Source organism: Cnuibacter physcomitrellae (genome assembly GCF_014640535.1).
In the GTDB taxonomy this organism is placed as follows: Bacteria; Actinomycetota; Actinomycetes; order Actinomycetales; family Microbacteriaceae; genus Cnuibacter; species Cnuibacter physcomitrellae.
The window spans coordinates 2,706,411-2,720,570 of the sequence record NZ_BMHD01000001.1; the positions used below are offsets into that span (position 1 = coordinate 2,706,411).

At 71.9% G+C, this 14,160-nt stretch carries 14 protein-coding genes; 7 read left to right on the forward strand and 7 right to left on the reverse strand.

What is annotated here, in order from left to right; genetic code table 11:
* The first annotated feature begins 94 nt into the window (after positions 1-94).
* The 4 genes from IEX69_RS12695 to IEX69_RS12705 all read left to right on the forward strand — a co-directional run bounded on the left by IEX69_RS12695 (position 95) and on the right by IEX69_RS12705 (position 3,339).
* Complete coding sequence (locus IEX69_RS12695) at positions 95-1,246, forward strand: glutathione-independent formaldehyde dehydrogenase (RefSeq protein WP_085017703.1); 1,152 nt, start codon at positions 95-97, stop codon at positions 1,244-1,246.
* Positions 1,246-1,497 (forward strand): hypothetical protein, encoded by a 252-nt coding sequence (locus IEX69_RS20935; protein ID WP_085017704.1) that lies wholly within the window; start codon positions 1,246-1,248, stop codon positions 1,495-1,497. Before IEX69_RS12695 ends, IEX69_RS20935 begins: the two co-directional genes overlap by 1 nt.
* Entirely contained in the window at positions 1,491-2,579 is a 1,089-nt protein-coding gene (locus IEX69_RS12700) for a DUF2254 domain-containing protein (RefSeq protein WP_085017705.1), read from the forward strand. The genes IEX69_RS20935 and IEX69_RS12700 overlap by 7 nt, the downstream gene beginning before the upstream one ends.
* Before the next feature lie 265 nt (positions 2,580-2,844).
* Positions 2,845-3,339: a helix-turn-helix transcriptional regulator gene (locus tag IEX69_RS12705; RefSeq protein ID WP_157127046.1), complete on the forward strand. Its 495-nt coding sequence runs from the start codon at positions 2,845-2,847 to the stop codon at positions 3,337-3,339.
* A 1-nt stretch (position 3,340) separates the two neighbouring features.
* Here IEX69_RS12705 and IEX69_RS12710 read toward each other — a convergent pair whose 3' ends face one another.
* On the reverse strand, positions 3,341-4,789 hold the full coding sequence (locus tag IEX69_RS12710; RefSeq protein ID WP_085017707.1) for an APC family permease: 1,449 nt from the start codon (positions 4,787-4,789) through the stop codon (positions 3,341-3,343).
* Positions 4,786-6,138 carry an alpha/beta hydrolase family protein gene (locus IEX69_RS12715; RefSeq protein ID WP_085017708.1) on the reverse strand — a complete coding sequence of 451 codons (1,353 nt, stop codon included), beginning with the start codon at positions 6,136-6,138 and terminating at the stop codon, positions 4,786-4,788. Before IEX69_RS12715 ends, IEX69_RS12710 begins: the two co-directional genes overlap by 4 nt.
* 123 nt (positions 6,139-6,261) lie before the next feature.
* Here IEX69_RS12715 and IEX69_RS12720 point away from each other — a divergent pair, with 123 nt between their 5' ends.
* A complete protein-coding gene (locus tag IEX69_RS12720; protein ID WP_085017709.1) occupies positions 6,262-7,647 on the forward strand; it encodes an FAD-binding oxidoreductase in 1,386 nt (461 codons plus the stop codon).
* A 28-nt stretch (positions 7,648-7,675) separates the two neighbouring features.
* Here the strand turns inward: IEX69_RS12720 and IEX69_RS12725 are convergent, their stop codons facing one another.
* Both IEX69_RS12725 and IEX69_RS12730 read right to left on the reverse strand, forming a co-directional pair.
* Positions 7,676-8,638, reverse strand: coding sequence for a hypothetical protein (locus IEX69_RS12725; protein WP_157127047.1), 963 nt, complete (start codon positions 8,636-8,638; stop codon positions 7,676-7,678).
* A gap of 131 nt (positions 8,639-8,769) precedes the next feature.
* Complete coding sequence (locus tag IEX69_RS12730; protein ID WP_085017711.1) at positions 8,770-9,846, reverse strand: DNA topoisomerase IB; 1,077 nt, start codon at positions 9,844-9,846, stop codon at positions 8,770-8,772.
* 104 nt (positions 9,847-9,950) lie between these two features.
* On the opposite strand from IEX69_RS12730, the gene IEX69_RS12735 reads away from it, so the two are divergent.
* On the forward strand, positions 9,951-10,310 hold the full coding sequence (locus IEX69_RS12735) for a nuclear transport factor 2 family protein (protein WP_229756343.1): 360 nt from the start codon (positions 9,951-9,953) through the stop codon (positions 10,308-10,310).
* Positions 10,311-10,412: 102 nt separating this feature from the next.
* On the opposite strand, the gene IEX69_RS12740 is transcribed toward IEX69_RS12735, so the two are convergent.
* The 3 genes from IEX69_RS12740 to IEX69_RS12750 all read right to left on the reverse strand — a co-directional run bounded on the left by IEX69_RS12740 (position 10,413) and on the right by IEX69_RS12750 (position 12,559).
* Positions 10,413-10,892 (reverse strand): DUF6882 domain-containing protein, encoded by a 480-nt coding sequence (locus IEX69_RS12740; protein ID WP_085017712.1) that lies wholly within the window; start codon positions 10,890-10,892, stop codon positions 10,413-10,415.
* 451 nt (positions 10,893-11,343) lie between these two features.
* Positions 11,344-11,910, reverse strand: a complete 567-nt coding sequence (locus IEX69_RS12745) for a hypothetical protein (protein ID WP_085017713.1) — start codon at positions 11,908-11,910, stop codon at positions 11,344-11,346.
* On the reverse strand, positions 11,900-12,559 hold the full coding sequence (locus IEX69_RS12750; protein ID WP_157127048.1) for a TetR/AcrR family transcriptional regulator C-terminal domain-containing protein: 660 nt from the start codon (positions 12,557-12,559) through the stop codon (positions 11,900-11,902). The genes IEX69_RS12745 and IEX69_RS12750 overlap by 11 nt, the downstream gene beginning before the upstream one ends.
* Positions 12,560-12,688: 129 nt before the next feature.
* Here IEX69_RS12750 and IEX69_RS12755 point away from each other — a divergent pair, with 129 nt between their 5' ends.
* Positions 12,689-14,155 carry a hypothetical protein gene (locus IEX69_RS12755; protein WP_085017714.1) on the forward strand — a complete coding sequence of 489 codons (1,467 nt, stop codon included), beginning with the start codon at positions 12,689-12,691 and terminating at the stop codon, positions 14,153-14,155.
* Positions 14,156-14,160: the final 5 nt, after the last annotated feature.

The window sequence follows — 14,160 nt, forward strand, 5'->3', positions numbered from 1 at the left end:
TCCGCGGCGTCGACTGGGGCTAGTCACGATCGAGAGGCTGTCGGCGCGCTCCGTCCGCCTCGGGTCATCGGGACTCGAGGAGAGGAGAACGGCCATGAAGGCAGTCGTGTACGAGGGCCCGCGAGACGTCGTCGTCAAGGATGTCCCGGACGCGGGCATCGAGCGGCCCACCGACGCGCTCATCCGCATCACCACCACGAACATCTGCGGGTCCGACCTGCACATGTACGAGGGCCGGACGGACTTCGAGACCGGGCGGTGGTTCGGGCACGAGAACCTCGGCGAGGTCATCGAGGTCGGAGCCGGGGTCGACAAGCTGAAGGTGGGCGACTGGGTCGTCGTCCCGTTCAACGTCGCCTGCGGACACTGCAAGAACTGCGAACGCGGTCTGACCAACTACTGCCTGACCGCGCAGCCCGAACCGGCCTGGGCGGGAGCCGCCTACGGGTTCGCGGACATGGGGCCCTGGGCCGGCGGGCAGGCGGAGCTCCTCCGCGTCCCGTGGGCCGACTTCAACTGCCTGCGCCTCGGCGAGGACGCCGAGGAGAGGGCGAACGACTACGTCATGCTCGCCGACATCTTCCCCACGGGATATCACGCGACGGAGATGGCGGGTGTGAAGCCCGGGGACCAGACCGTCATCTACGGCGCGGGTCCGGTCGGCCTGATGGCCGCTCTCTCGGCGACGATCCGGGGTGCGAGCAAGGTCATGGTCGTCGACCGGCATCCGGACCGTCTGGCGCTCGCGGAGTCGATCGGGGCGATCGCGATCGACGACTCCGCGGTGGACCCGGTGGAGGCGGTGCTGGAGCAGACGATGGGCCTCGGCGCCGACAACGGATGCGAGTGCGTGGGCTACCAGGCGCACGAGCCGGACGGCGAGGAGGAGGCCAACCTCACCATGAACCGCCTCGTCGGCTCGGTCCGGTTCACGGGCACGATCGGCTGCGTCGGCGTGTTCGTGCCGCAGGATCCGGGAGCGGCCGACGACCTGGCGAAGCAGGGCAAGCTGGCGTTCGACTTCGGCATGTTCTGGTTCAAGGGTCAGAAGCTCGGCAGCGGCCAGGCTCCGGTGAAGCGCTACAACCGCCAGCTGCGCGACCTCATCGCCGCGGGCAAGGCGAGCCCGTCGTTCGTCGTCAGCCACGAGCTGCCGCTCGACGAGGCCCCGGACGCGTACCGGCACTTCGACGCCCGGGACGACGGCTGGACCAAGGTGGTGCTGAAGCCGGGCGCGGGCGCCTGATGAGCCGCTCGGGCTCGCCCCGGGCGCATCGTCCGGAGCGCTCGGGGCGGCGCCCGACCCGGTGGGAGTACCACTGGGAGGTCAACAGCCTGTGGGCCGTGCCGATGATGTGCATCGTGGGCGGGGCGCTCGTCGCCGGGATCACGCTCGCCGTCGACCACGCCGTGGGCTTCGACGCTCTCCCGACGAGCGTGCTCGGCACGCCGACCGCGGTGAGACCATCCTCAGCACGGCGGCGTCCGCGATGCTGACGCTGACGACGATCGTGCTGACGGTGCTCACGCTCGGCGTCCAGCTGGCGATGCAGCAGTTCTCCCCGCGCATCGTGCGCGCCCTGCTCGGCGATCGAGCGAGCCAGCTCTCCCACGGTCTCTTCGCCGGGACCTTCCTGTTCTGCATGATCGCGGTGGCACAGGTCGACGACACGGCGGAACCCGGGCAGCAGGTGCCGAGCGTGACGGTGGCCTCCGGCTACGTCCTGCTCTTCGCGAGCCTGATCGTCCTGGTCGCCTACGTGCATCACGCCGGGCAGTCGCTGCGGGTGGCGGGGCTGATCGACGTGGTCGGCGACAACCTGCAGAGCGAGATCGACCGATCCTTCCCCGCGCGGACGACTCCCCGGGTCGAGGCCGGCGTCGTCACGGCAGACGAGTCCGGAGTGGTCGTGATGCTCGATCACCCTCTGCTCATCGATCAGGCCCGACGGAGCGAGGACCGCCTCGAGATGCTCGTCGCGGTCGGCGACTTCGTCCCCCGGGGCGCGCCCGTCGTGCGCGGCGGAGGCGGTCGCGGTGGCGGTGGCGGCGGCGCCCTCGACGCCCGAGCGATCCGGCGCGGCATCGTGCTCGACAACGAGCGCAGCCACGTCGGCGACGCCGCCTACGGCCTGCGGAAGCTCGTCGACATCGCGGAGCGGAGCATCGCGTCCAGTCCCTACCAGGACCCCGCGACGGCCGTGCAGTCGATCGACCGCCTCCACGACGCCATGCGCCAGCTCTGCGTCCGCCCGCTGAGCGAGAGCATGCACCGGGATGCCGCCGGCACGGTCCGCCTGATCACACGGGAGCTCTCCTGGGACGGGTATGTGGCCGTCGCGTTCGACGAGCTCGTCGACCTCGGCTCGTCCTCGCCTCTCGTCGCCCGGCGACTCCTGGCCGCCCTGGACGACCTCGTCGAGACCGCTCCGCCCGAGCGACGTGCGGCTCTGGAGGAGCGGCGGACCCGCCTGCGTGATGCCGCGGCGGGCGAGGGGAGGAGGCTCCACCCCGACGTGCAGGGACTCGGATCCGGACCGGATCTCCTGGCCCGGGAGGGATCGGATGGTCCGACCTGACCGAGAGCCCGCACGGAGCGGGCTCGACGATCTCCTCGGTAGCGGAAGCGCAACCCCCTGTGCGACCGAGATGGCGACGACGAGCATCTGACACGACGCTGTCGCCCGACGACCAGCGTGAGTCCGTCTCGCCCGCGGACACCGCCTGAGGCGATCGGAGGACGCCATCGCACCTCTCGAGCCCGATGGACCCGCAGACGCCTCCCGACCCGGCCCGCACGGCGGCGGCTTCCGGGTGGCGTCGATCGTGGCGGCGAGCAGGCTCATGAGGGAGGCGTACGCGGGGATCCTCCTGCTCGACCCGGACGGTCCACACCCCTTGCCGGGCCTGCCCGGCGATCCGCTCCTGGTGCGAGGCTCCCCGCTGCTGTCGATGATCGGCAGCCTCCTCGAGATGGTGGAGCCGCACACCGCGTTCCTCTGGCCCCGACCGGACGAGCCGTCTCGCGACGAGCACGTGCGCGTCACCCATCTCGCCCTCGCGGGCCCGGTGGGGGGACTGTCCGGACTGGTCCTGCTGTCACCGGCCGGACACCATCACGGGCTGACCGCGCGGGAGCTCGAGGTCCTCGGCGCCATCATCGACGGATGCACGAACGCCCAGATCGCCGACCGCCTGACGGTCGCCTCGAGGACCGTCGCGACGCACATCGAGCACATCCTCGCGAAGCTCGGGTCGCCCAGCCGCACCCATGCGGCGGTGCTCGCGCAGCGTGAGGGGCTGTACGTCCCTCCGCTCCCGGCCCCGAGCCTCCGCTGAGCTACGCGGGGTCCGCCTCGATCGACTCGACCGCGCCGTCCGCGGGCTGCTCGTGGTCGAGGGTGCTGCGGCGAGCCACGAGGAGCCACGTGAAGTACCCGGCCCCCACCAGGATGAGCCCGGCGACGATCAGGGCGGGCACGAGGGCGTCGCCGGGGGTGACCAGGGCGAACAGCGCGAACGCGAGCCAGACCAGGGCGGCGATCGCGACGGGGAGCTCGAACCGGCCGAGGCTGAACCCGCCCTCCCGGCGTTCCAGCCGCTTGCGTACCACGAGGTACAGCACCACGACGCCGCCGTACAGCAGGGCGGGCAGGATCGTGCTGCCCACGATGAGCTGGATGAGCGCCTGCCCGGGCAGCGCCACCATCAGCACCATGCCGACGGCCACGATCAGCACCGTCGCCGCGACGGGCGTCTGCGTCCGGGGGTTCACCCGGCGCATCAGGCCGTGCGCGGGGAAGCGCTGGTCGCGGGCCATCGCGAACACCTGCCGGGCGCAGGAGGCCATGACGACCATCCCCGCCCCGAACATGGCGAAGGCGATGCCCGCCAGGAACACCCGCTCCCACACCGGGCCGAGCTGCTCCCGGACCACCGCGGCGACCGGCGACCCGTCGGAGGTCACCGCGCCCACGTCCTGGATCGACACGGTGAGTGCGACGAGGAAGAGCATGCCGGCCACGGCAGCCGCGATGACGGAGGCGACGATCGCTCGGGGAACGCTCTTGAAGGGATCCTTGGCCTCCTCCGCGAGGTTCGCGGCGGTGTCGAAGCCCACCAAGGTGGTCAGGCCCATCAGCATGCCGGCCATGAGCCCCCCGCCGATCGCGAAGTAGTCGGGTGCCCCGGTGGCCACACCCTGCGAGACGAGGTTCTCGGGCCGTCCCGTCCCCGTCACCGCCGCGACCACCAGCAGCACCACGACCAGCACGGCCACGATCGTCAGCTCCACGGCCACGGCACCCGAGCTCACGATGCCGAGGAGCCGAGTCGACAGGATGACGAGGATCGCCTGCACGGCGAGCACGACGAGGGTGAGAAGCCGGGTCGTGCCCTCATCCGACGGCAGACCGAACAGGGGTGCGAGCGCCTGGCTCGCGAGCGCGTTGTCCATCGCCACCACGGCGATCGCCAGGTACCAGAACGTGAGCCAGCCGAAGAACCAGCCCACCCTGGGGTTGGCCAGCCGCGAGGCCCACTGGTACGAGGATCCGCTCAGTGCGATGCGCGCGGCGAACTGGGCGACGACGAGGGCGACGAGGATCTGGCCGGCGGCGACCAGCACCCACAGCCAGATGCCGACCGGTCCGGACGAGGACAGCACGTCGCCGTAGGTGCCGAAGATGCCGACGGCCACCGAGATGAAGGCGAACGAGATCGCGAAGACCTGGAAGCCGCCGAGCGTCCGCTTCAGCTCGGGGGATGGCGTCCCGCGCTCGGCGCTCATCGGGCGGCCTCCGTGCTGAAGCGGGCCACGTAGGCGCTGAAGCGGGCGGCGAAGTCCTGCGAGAACGGGTACGTCAGCTGGTCGGCGATCGCGGGGACGTCGTCCTCGCCGGTGTCGCGCAGGATGTGCACCATGTCGGGGATGACCTCGAGCTGCGCCACGCCGGGCGCGAAGGCCGCCGCGACGGCGAGCACGCCGCTGCCGGGGCTGCCGTCGCCGCAGGGCGTGTTGAAGTCGCTCGTGCCGCAGGTGATGAGGGTCGGGATCGTCACCTGAGACGCGAGCTCGTCGGCCACGATCGCGTCGAAGTCCTTGCCGTATGCCGTGCGGTACGCGTGGGTGATCACCATCTGGGCGGGATCGGAGCCGTACACGTTCGACTGGATGATGCCCTGGACGTACTGGGTGAAGCCCGTCGCGCCGGGGAGGGGCACCGGACCCGGAGCGGGGTAGGGCGGCGTCCCGGAGCGGATCTGGTCGACGCCCTCCCGCATCCACGTCGTGAGGGTGGCCTCGTCGTCGGCCGTCATGCCCCCGGCGGCCACGACCTCGTCCATCTCCTGGGTGAACTGGCGGGAGACGATGTCGAGGATGTGGGTGTACGCCGGCTCGACCAGCAGCAGTCCCGCCAGCGGGGGAGCGCTGCCCGGGTGAGTGGCGATGTCGAGCGCCACCGCCCCGCCCTCGCTGTGACCGAGGAGCAGCAGCCGACCGGTGTCGACCCCGGGCTGGGCGGCCAGGAACGAGAGCGCGTCGCGCGCGGGCTGCACCCGCAGCTGCTCGTACGACAGGGGCAGCATCTCCGCCGGATCGGCGGTGTACGGGCCCAGGCCCGTCGCGCCCGTCCCGAGCTTGTCGTACCGCAGGGAAGCGATCCCCTGGGCGGACAGCAGGTCGGCCAGCCATGAGTAGGCGTCGGTCTGCAGGTCTCCCGCGGTGCCGTTGCGGTCGACGCCCCCGGTGCCCACGACGATGGCGACCCCGGGGACCGGGGCCGACGTGTCGACCGGGCCGCGGTAGGAGCCGTGGAAGGTGACTCCGCCGCTGGCGAAGATCACCTCCTGATCGGCGCCGATGACCGGGGTCGCCGGTGCAGGCGTCTGCGTCGGGTCGGCCCCGGGAGTGGTGCAGGCCGCGTCGGCGGCGGAGGCGGGGCCGGCATCGAGGCCTGTGGAGGCGGCGACCGATGCGCTCAGTACGAGGGCGAGCACGACCCCGAGCGCAGCCCCTCTGCGCAGACGACCGCCGCGCCTCATCGTGAGCACCGCCGCGGCGCCGAGCGCGAGCAGGACGAGGGCGAGGACGAGGGGGAGCAGGGTGCCCCCGGTCGCCGCGAGACAGTCGGCCATGGAGCCCCTTCCGGACACGGATCAGTGTGGGAGACGCCCTGACGGGCTGACAAGGCCCGCTTCAGGACACGTCCTGAAGCGGGCCTTACCGCTGATGGCGGTGGTCCTCCACACTGGGGATCCATGGGAAGCCCCTCGATCTCGCTGCCGCAGGTGGCCGACCTCCCCGGGCGTGTGGTCGTGCGCGGAGACGAGCGATGGGGCGGCGCCCGCGCCTCCTGGAACCGTCTGGTGACGCGCGATCCGGCCGTGATCGCGTTCTGCCGGTCCACGGAGGAGGTCGTCGGCGCCGTCCGCTGGGCTCGCCGCGAGGGCATGCCGTTCCGGGTGCGCAGTGGGCGCCACGAGTTGGAGGGCTGGTCCTCCCTGGACGACGGCCTCGTGATCGACGTCAGCGAGATGAAGTCGGTCGCCATCGACCACGCCGCTCGGACCGCGACGGTCGGGGCCGGCCTCCTCCAGCAGGAGGCGGTCTCGGCGCTGGGCGCCTACGGGCTCGCTGCGCCCACGGGGGTGGAGGGATCGGTCGGTCTGGTCGGCGCCACGCTGGGCGGGGGCTTCGGACTGCTCACGCGGGCCTTCGGTCTCGCGAGCGACAACCTCCTCGGGGTGGAGATCGTCCGCGCGACCGCCGACGGGTCGGCGGCGGCGACCCGGGTGGATGCCGAGCACGATCCCGACCTCCTCTGGGCGCTCCGGGGCGCGGGCAACGGGGCGTTCGGCGTCGTGACCTCGCTGACCTACCGGGTGCACCCCCTGCCGCAAGCCGTGCTGATGACGGCGCGATGGCCCGGCCTCGACTTCCTCGGAGAGGTGTTCAGCGCCTGGCAGAGCACAGCACCGTTCACGGACGCGCGGGTGACCAGCCAACTCGAGATCCACCGGGACGGGATCGCCCTGATCGCCGTCTCGGCGGGAGGCACGACGGCGGAGGTGCACGAGCTGCTGCAGCCCCTGCTCGGTCTCGGCTCGCCGGAGATCACCGTGCAGGAGGGGCCCTGGGCCGATCTCTACGCGGGCATCCAGGTGCCGCTCGAGGACGAGCCGGCGAACTGGCGCTTCGGTTCGCAGTTCGTGACCGAGCCCTTCCCGGACGACGCGATCGCCGTCGTGGCGCAATTCATCGCGGAGGCGCCCACGACGGAGTGCAACTACTTCACGAACGCGTTGCGAGGCGGCATGTCGTCGAGCGAGCCGGCCGGCGGCAGCGCCTTCGCCCATCGCGGTGCGCTGTTCTACGCGGAGCCCGGTGCCGGCTGGGGCGACCGGGCCGGCGTCGCGGCCGGCGACCCCGCGCTGACCGAGGCGTGCCTGTCGTGGGTGGACCGCTTCGGGCGGGCGCTCGAGCCCTATGTCGCCGGCGCCTATGTCAACGTCCCGAACGCGGATGCGCGCGACAGCGACCACGAGTACTGGGGCGATGGTGTGGAACGGCTGCGTCGGATCAAGGCCGCCTACGATCCCGAGAACGTCTTCCACCAGCCGCAGAGCATCCGGCCTGCTCGCTAGGAGCGCGGCGCGCGACCCGCCGACATCCTCACCCCTGGTGGGCGCCCGGGCGGACCGACGCCTCGTGCGTGCCCACCATCACTCCGAGCGCGAAGAGGGTCGAGACGCCGTAGTGCTCCATCGCGGCGGCGATCCGCCGTCGGCCGGTGCGCGGGTTGATGCCGAGGATGCGGGAGGCCGTGTCGAGGGTGGTGCCCTGGCGCATCAGCACGAGCAGCGACGCCCACGGGTGCTCCGGCGGCTCGAGCGAGGCCGCCCTGGACCACAGCTGCTCGAAGTAGTCGCGCGCCATCCCGGCCAGAGAGGCGTTGCGGACGCAGAGCACGCTCGTCGGTCGGCCCTCGCCCCACTCGAAGGGCACCGCCAGCAGGTCGCCGTCGACCCAGAACCAGCTCGCCGGCTGATCGAGCAGACGGTACTGGACGCCGGAGCGCTCGTAGTGCTCCACGGAACGAAGCGCGGCGGGATTGTCCCCGGCCCAGGTGGGCATGATCACCCGGACCGCGTCCTTGCCGGCGAGGGCCCTGCCGAAGCGCGCGGCGCGCTCCGGGTCCGGCTCGAGGAAGCGGTCGACCTCGGGCAGCAGGGCGTAGAGGGTCCCGGTGTCGTGAGGGGCGATCTCGAACCAGAGGTCCTCGGACGCATGCGGACCGTGCCGTGTGTAGACGGGGACCGGATCGCCGGACGTCTCGCCCACCGCCCAGTCGCGAAGGAGCGAGGGGAGGGACGCGACGACGTCCTCGATCCGCACGAGGCTCCGAGCGGCCTCCTCCCGCATCCGCTGGGACTGATCGGCCACCGTCCCGGCAGCCCACGCCGCCGGATGCACGTACCGGACGTCCTCGCCGTCCCCGCCGAGGACCCCTCGCTCGCGGAGGCGATCCACGGCGCCCCGCGCGGCCTCCGCCGTCTGGTGGGTGAGGTCGGCGACCGCCTCGATCGTCGCGGGCCGCCCTCGGTAGATGACCGCAAGGAGCGTCTCGTCGTCCACCGTCGATCCCTTCCGGCCCAGAGTCGGCTGCAGGGCGCCTGATCGCATCGTGGCGCTGCGCGCCCGCGACCGCAACCTCTCGGCCCGCGGATCGCCCCGGCGGAGCGTCGCCGAAGGTCGGGCCGGCGACCTCAGCGAGGCGGTCCGGGGGACGCGGGCGGCGCCGGGGAGGCCGTGATGCGGGCGAGCTCTGCGGCGAGGGCGAGGACGACGGCGTCGGCGCGCAGGAGCTCGCGGACGTCCGAGCTGCCGGAGGCCCGCGCGGCCGCGGCGATGGCCTCGACGACCGCGGGGGAGCGCCCGGCCTCGAGGGCGAGCGGATGGACGTACGACCGGCGGGCGACGTCGCGGGTGTTGCCGAGCAGGTACGCCGCGACCTCGACCGCGACGAGGTCCGGTCGTGTCGACCGGGCCGCGAACGGTGCCGTCGCGCCGCCCGCGACCGCGGCGGCTGCGGCCGTGCCGCCCCACGTGCGGAAGGTCTTCGCTGTGGCCGGCGCGCTCGTCGCGCCGTGGACGTACGCGTTGACCACCGCGCTCGTGATGGCGTGCTCGCCCTCCGGGGTCCGCACCGAGAACAGGGGCGCCGTCGCCGACGAGGACGAGGCGACGAGCATCCGGATCACCTCGGCGACCTGCCCGTCGCGCACCGTCACATGCCACGGCCGGTGCTCCTTGCCGATGAACTCGAACTCGATCTCGTCGCCGTCGAGTCGCACGTGCTCACGGGTGAGCGTGGTGAGCCCGTAGGTGTGGTTGTCCCGCGCGTACCGGGGGGATCCGACCCGGAACAGACCGCGATCGAGCAGCCGCACCGCGGCGGCCGTCGCGCGCCGCACCCGGCTCGGCGAGTCCTCGCCGACGCCCTCGGTCAGGTGCCGTTCGACGTGCGTGCGCAGCGTGGGCAGCGAGCCCCCGAACTGCAGCAGGTCCGCGAACTTCCGGGCGGTCGCCTCGGCCTCGGCGGCGGCCGAATAGCGGTACTGGGTGCGCCCGCGCGCATCCACGCCCGTCGCCTGAACGCGTGCCTCCGGGTCGGCGTCGGCCCAGACGTCGTGCCATCCGGGCGGGATCGCGAGCGACCGGAGCCGGTGCAGGATCGCGTCGTCCTGCACCGGGCGGCCCAGGTCGTCGAACCAGCGCATCTCCACCCGATGCAGCCCCGACGAGCGGCACCACCGCGCGGCGGACGGCGATCGGATGCTCATCCCCACACGTTAGATCCTCGAACGACTCCGAGGTTGCCTCCCTTCCCCGCATGCGAGAGAGTCGCTCCGAGAAGGACGTTCGGACACACACGAAGGACGACGAGATGACGGACACGATCGAGAACCTCATGCGCGCCAACCTCCTCGAGGTCTTCGGCGAGCGCGACCCCGAGCGCCGCCGCGAGGCCATCGCCCGCACCTACACGGAGGACGTCGAGTTCGTCGATCCCGATGAGATCACGACCGGGCGGGAGGCCCTCGACGCGAAGGCGCAGCGTCTCCTCGACGGCGCCCCCGGGTTCATCTTCAGCCCCGCCGGCCGGATCTACGTCAACCACGACATGGGCTACCTCGCCTGGAACCTCGGCCCGGAGGGTCAGCCGCCCGTCGTGCGTGGCGTCGACACCTGCTTCATCCGCGACGGCCGCATCGCCAAGGTCTACACGATCCTCCTCGAGGACTGACGGCCCCGCGCCTGCGCGACTCCGCAGCGGATCTGACACTCGTGGCGGCCTGCCTCCCCGCGAAGCCCGCCATGAGTGCCAGATCCGTGCAGTCGCCCGTCGTCAGTCGTGCGGTTCGACGTCGAAGCCGGTGAATCCCAGGTAGGCGTTGGACCTCGCAGCGGGGACGCGATACCAGCCGTCGAGTCCGGCCACCTCGACCGCGATGCTGGCGAAGTCGTCGGCGATGTCAGCCCGGACACCCACCTTGGGCTCTGCGAGGAGCTCGAGTCCGGGCCGCTCGGCGAGGGCGCGGACCTGCAGGGCCGCGTGTCTCATCGGGGCGGGAATTGATTCGTTTGCCCATCCCCACAGCCAGGTGCTCGCCTCGGGCGCATAGCTGCCGAGGAACTGGCATCGCCCGTGCAAGGTGTAATCAGGGAAGTCGAAGGTGATCGTGCCTTGCGCGAGGTCTGCGGACCACTCGCGGCTGGAGCCCAAGCCCCACTTCTCGGCCGCACGCTCCTGCTTCGCCTTGGTCTCGACGAAGCTCTCCACGAGCAGCTGTGTGAACTCGGGCGTGAGGCCGGAGCCCTCTGTCACCGGTCGATGCTTCCTGGACATTGTTCGAGGATAGCTCACCCCCTCGTCTCAGTGCGGTACCAGGATGCCGGGCGTGATGCGGGCAAGCGCGAGAGCACCGCGACGGCGTCGTCGCTGGGCATCTCCCGCAAGTCGGGGGGGGGGGGGGGGGGGGCGGGACGCCTGGGCTGNCTCCTGCGCAATGACGCCGAGAGCGTTCTCGAGGTCGGTGATCGCATTCTCTCGCTTGAGCCCGCGCTCCGAGAGGGCCTGCCGGAGGTCGCGCTCGACGGAGAGCAGCACCTGCGCGACGGTGTCGTTCACGACGTCCGGATCGCGAGAGTCCTCCCTGAGCGCGATCAGTGCGATCGCCGTCGCCGCCCTCGGCGGTGGTCGACCGGCTGGGGCGCCGAGGCGAGAGGCGAGCACCGTTCCAGTGTCCCCCTCGGCAGGACCGGGTCCTGGCGTAGGCTCATGCCGGCGACACGGCATCCGCACCGCGGGGCGCGCGGCGGGAGACGGCGATGACGCGCCCGGCCTCGTTCACGGCGACGAGGAGGAGCGCGAGCCCCGTCGTGGTGGCGAGGGGCGCCTCCAGGTGCTCGCCCAGGTACTCGGCACCGTAGCGGGAGCCGAGGGTGACCGCCCAGAGGACCGCGCCGATCCATCCCGTCCTCACCTCGAGGACCGGCAAGGGGGTGGTGCGCGACCGCTTTCCCCGCTCCGCCCGGCGCTCCAGCGACGCACGATCGCGATCGGACAGGGGCCGGAACCGTGCAGCGCACCCGGCGAGGACGCCGCACACCAGCGCGAGAGCGACCGTCGCCCCGACCAGGATCCATTCGATCGGCGTGGCGGACAACAGACCCGTGTTGAGCAGGCTGATCCCGCCGATGAGTCCGAGGATCGTCGGCATCCCCCACTCGCCTCGCGTGGAGAGCGGCCTCCAGCGCAGCTCCTTGTAGACGGAGTAGAGCACGTACAGGATCGCGCCCACGTCCTGCAGACGGCCCGTGGCCTCCAGCAGCTCAAGGACCATCGGATGCTCCCTCTGCGACGCGGGACGACTCGCCGATGCCGCGGATGACCGCGGCGAGCTGCCTCTCGAAGCGTCCACTCGGATCCGTGCGGGCATAGCCGGCGTCGACGACGAGCGGGGTGCCGTCGCCGAGTCGTGCGCGCCTCGCCTCAGGCGAGTAGCGCTCCGGCTCCTCCGCGGACTGGAGGCGCTCCTGCTCCTCGATCACGTATCCGGTCACGAAGGCGGTCACGATCTCGATCGCATCGAACACCGCGCTCGGGGGCACACCGTAGTCGGTCCAACGTCGCAGCCAGGGCTCCAGGGCGCGCAGCACCGCGGGGTCGGTGATGAGCGTGCCGCTGAACGTGCGTGCGCCGTCGCGGTGGAGGAGGTACTCGTCCCTCAGCGCGGCGCCATAGGCCGCCAGATCGTGCAGCCAGTGTCCATCGGAGGCTCGAGTCGTGAGCACCGAGACCACCCTGCGGGTGATCTCGGTGCCCATCTCGTCGAGCAGATGCTGCTTGCTCGTCACGTGGTAGTACAGCGCGGGCGCCTGCACCCCGAGCCGAGCGGCGACCGCGCGCACGGTCACGGCGCTCGCTCCACCCTCGTCGAGCACGGCGAGGGCAGCATCCACGATCGAGCGCTGCGAGAGGGGGTCTGCCACGCCCTCGATCTAACTAAGTTAAGCGACGCGCCGCAAATCCCCGATTCGAGGCTTGCCCCCTCTTCTGGTGTTCTGAGCGGGTGCGCGTGGTGTGTGAGGATGGTGCTCTTCTGAGGGGGAGGGGCACGCGTGTCCGAGGTCAGGTTCGTCGTGGTCGGCGACGCGGCGCTGTTCGCCGCGATCGCTCCGATCGGGGCCGAGAGGTTCGCCGGAGCGGCTCCGGAGCGGGTGGTCGTCGAGGCCGACGTGACGGGGATGCGACTGCGGTCGCCGGGGGGCGAGGTCTCGTTCGGCCTCCCGTGGCGGGTGGTCCGCAGCGCGGCGGCAGACGGCCCGGATCGTCTCGCGCTCGCGGTCGTGAGCCCCTCGCTCGGGACGGTGACCGTGCCGATGACCCTCGCGCACGAGGCGGGCCCGAGTGCGGGCCCCGCACCCACGACCGGGCTCGGGGATGCGATCGACGCGGCGGCGGCTCTCACCGCGCTGCGACGACGGGGACTGGGCGGCGACGTCACGACGGAGCAGGCCAGGGCGGCGGTCGCGACGCTGGGCGTCCCCGCGGTGCCGCCGGCGGCGCTGCGCTTCCTGGTCTGGCTGCTGCTGATCCCGCTCGGCGCGGGGATCGGGTTCGCCGTGGCACTGTTCCCGCGGCTCCACGGATCGCTCGTCCCGATCATCATCGGGGCGGCCCTGGGGACCGTCTTCGGAGTGGTCGCCGTCATCATGAAATGGCAGGCCGCCAAGCGGCTCGCGATCGTGGGGGCGCTTCGGCCGGGGGCAATGCTCGTCCATGCGCTGCGCGTGGCGGAGTCCGACGAGGCCGTCCGCGTGCTCGGGGGTGTGGATCCCGCCGTGATCGGCGGGTCGTTCGTCCTCGCCCTCGACGGCGAGGGCGTGCACGTCTTCCGGGGCAAGGAGGACGCACAGCTCGTGGTCTCCGTGGCCTGGCCCGATGTCCTCGGAGTCTCCGAGACCTTCGTGACCATCCAACGGAAGTCGTACTCGGGACTGTCGCTCCGCATCCGCACCCCTCACGAGCCGGTGGAGCTGGGCTTCGGGATCTCGGGACGCGGGCTCAACCCCGCGCGCGGGCGATCCATCGAGGAGCTCCGTGACCGGATCCTGTCCTCCCGTGCAGCGGCTGCCGGAACCGCGGCGAGCTCGGGGCGGAGCGCGCCGTCGCAGTCGTACGTCACACCGCCGCGCCGCGCCATGCTCCCTGGGATGCCCTCGACGGCCTGGGCCCGTGTGCTCCGGGTCACCTCGTCGTTGACGGTGGTTCCGGTGATCGCCGTCATCGGGCTGCAGACCGTCCGTCTCACCGCGGGGGACTCGGTGCTGGTCGGTCTGCCGCTCATCAGCGTTGTCGTGGTCGTCATCGCCGTGATCCTCGTCAACTTCGTCGTCCTCCTGGCGTACGGGCGCCGCCAGAAGGCCGAGACCGCGGCCGGATACACCCTGTCGCGGACGGGCGACATCGGCCTGGATCAGCTCGATCCCACGACCGGCTACGTCATCCGTCCGGCCGGTGCCGAGCAGCTCACCCGCGACGGCGAACGCTCCGCGCTCGCCCGCGTCCGCGCCCTCGCCTCCTGATCACC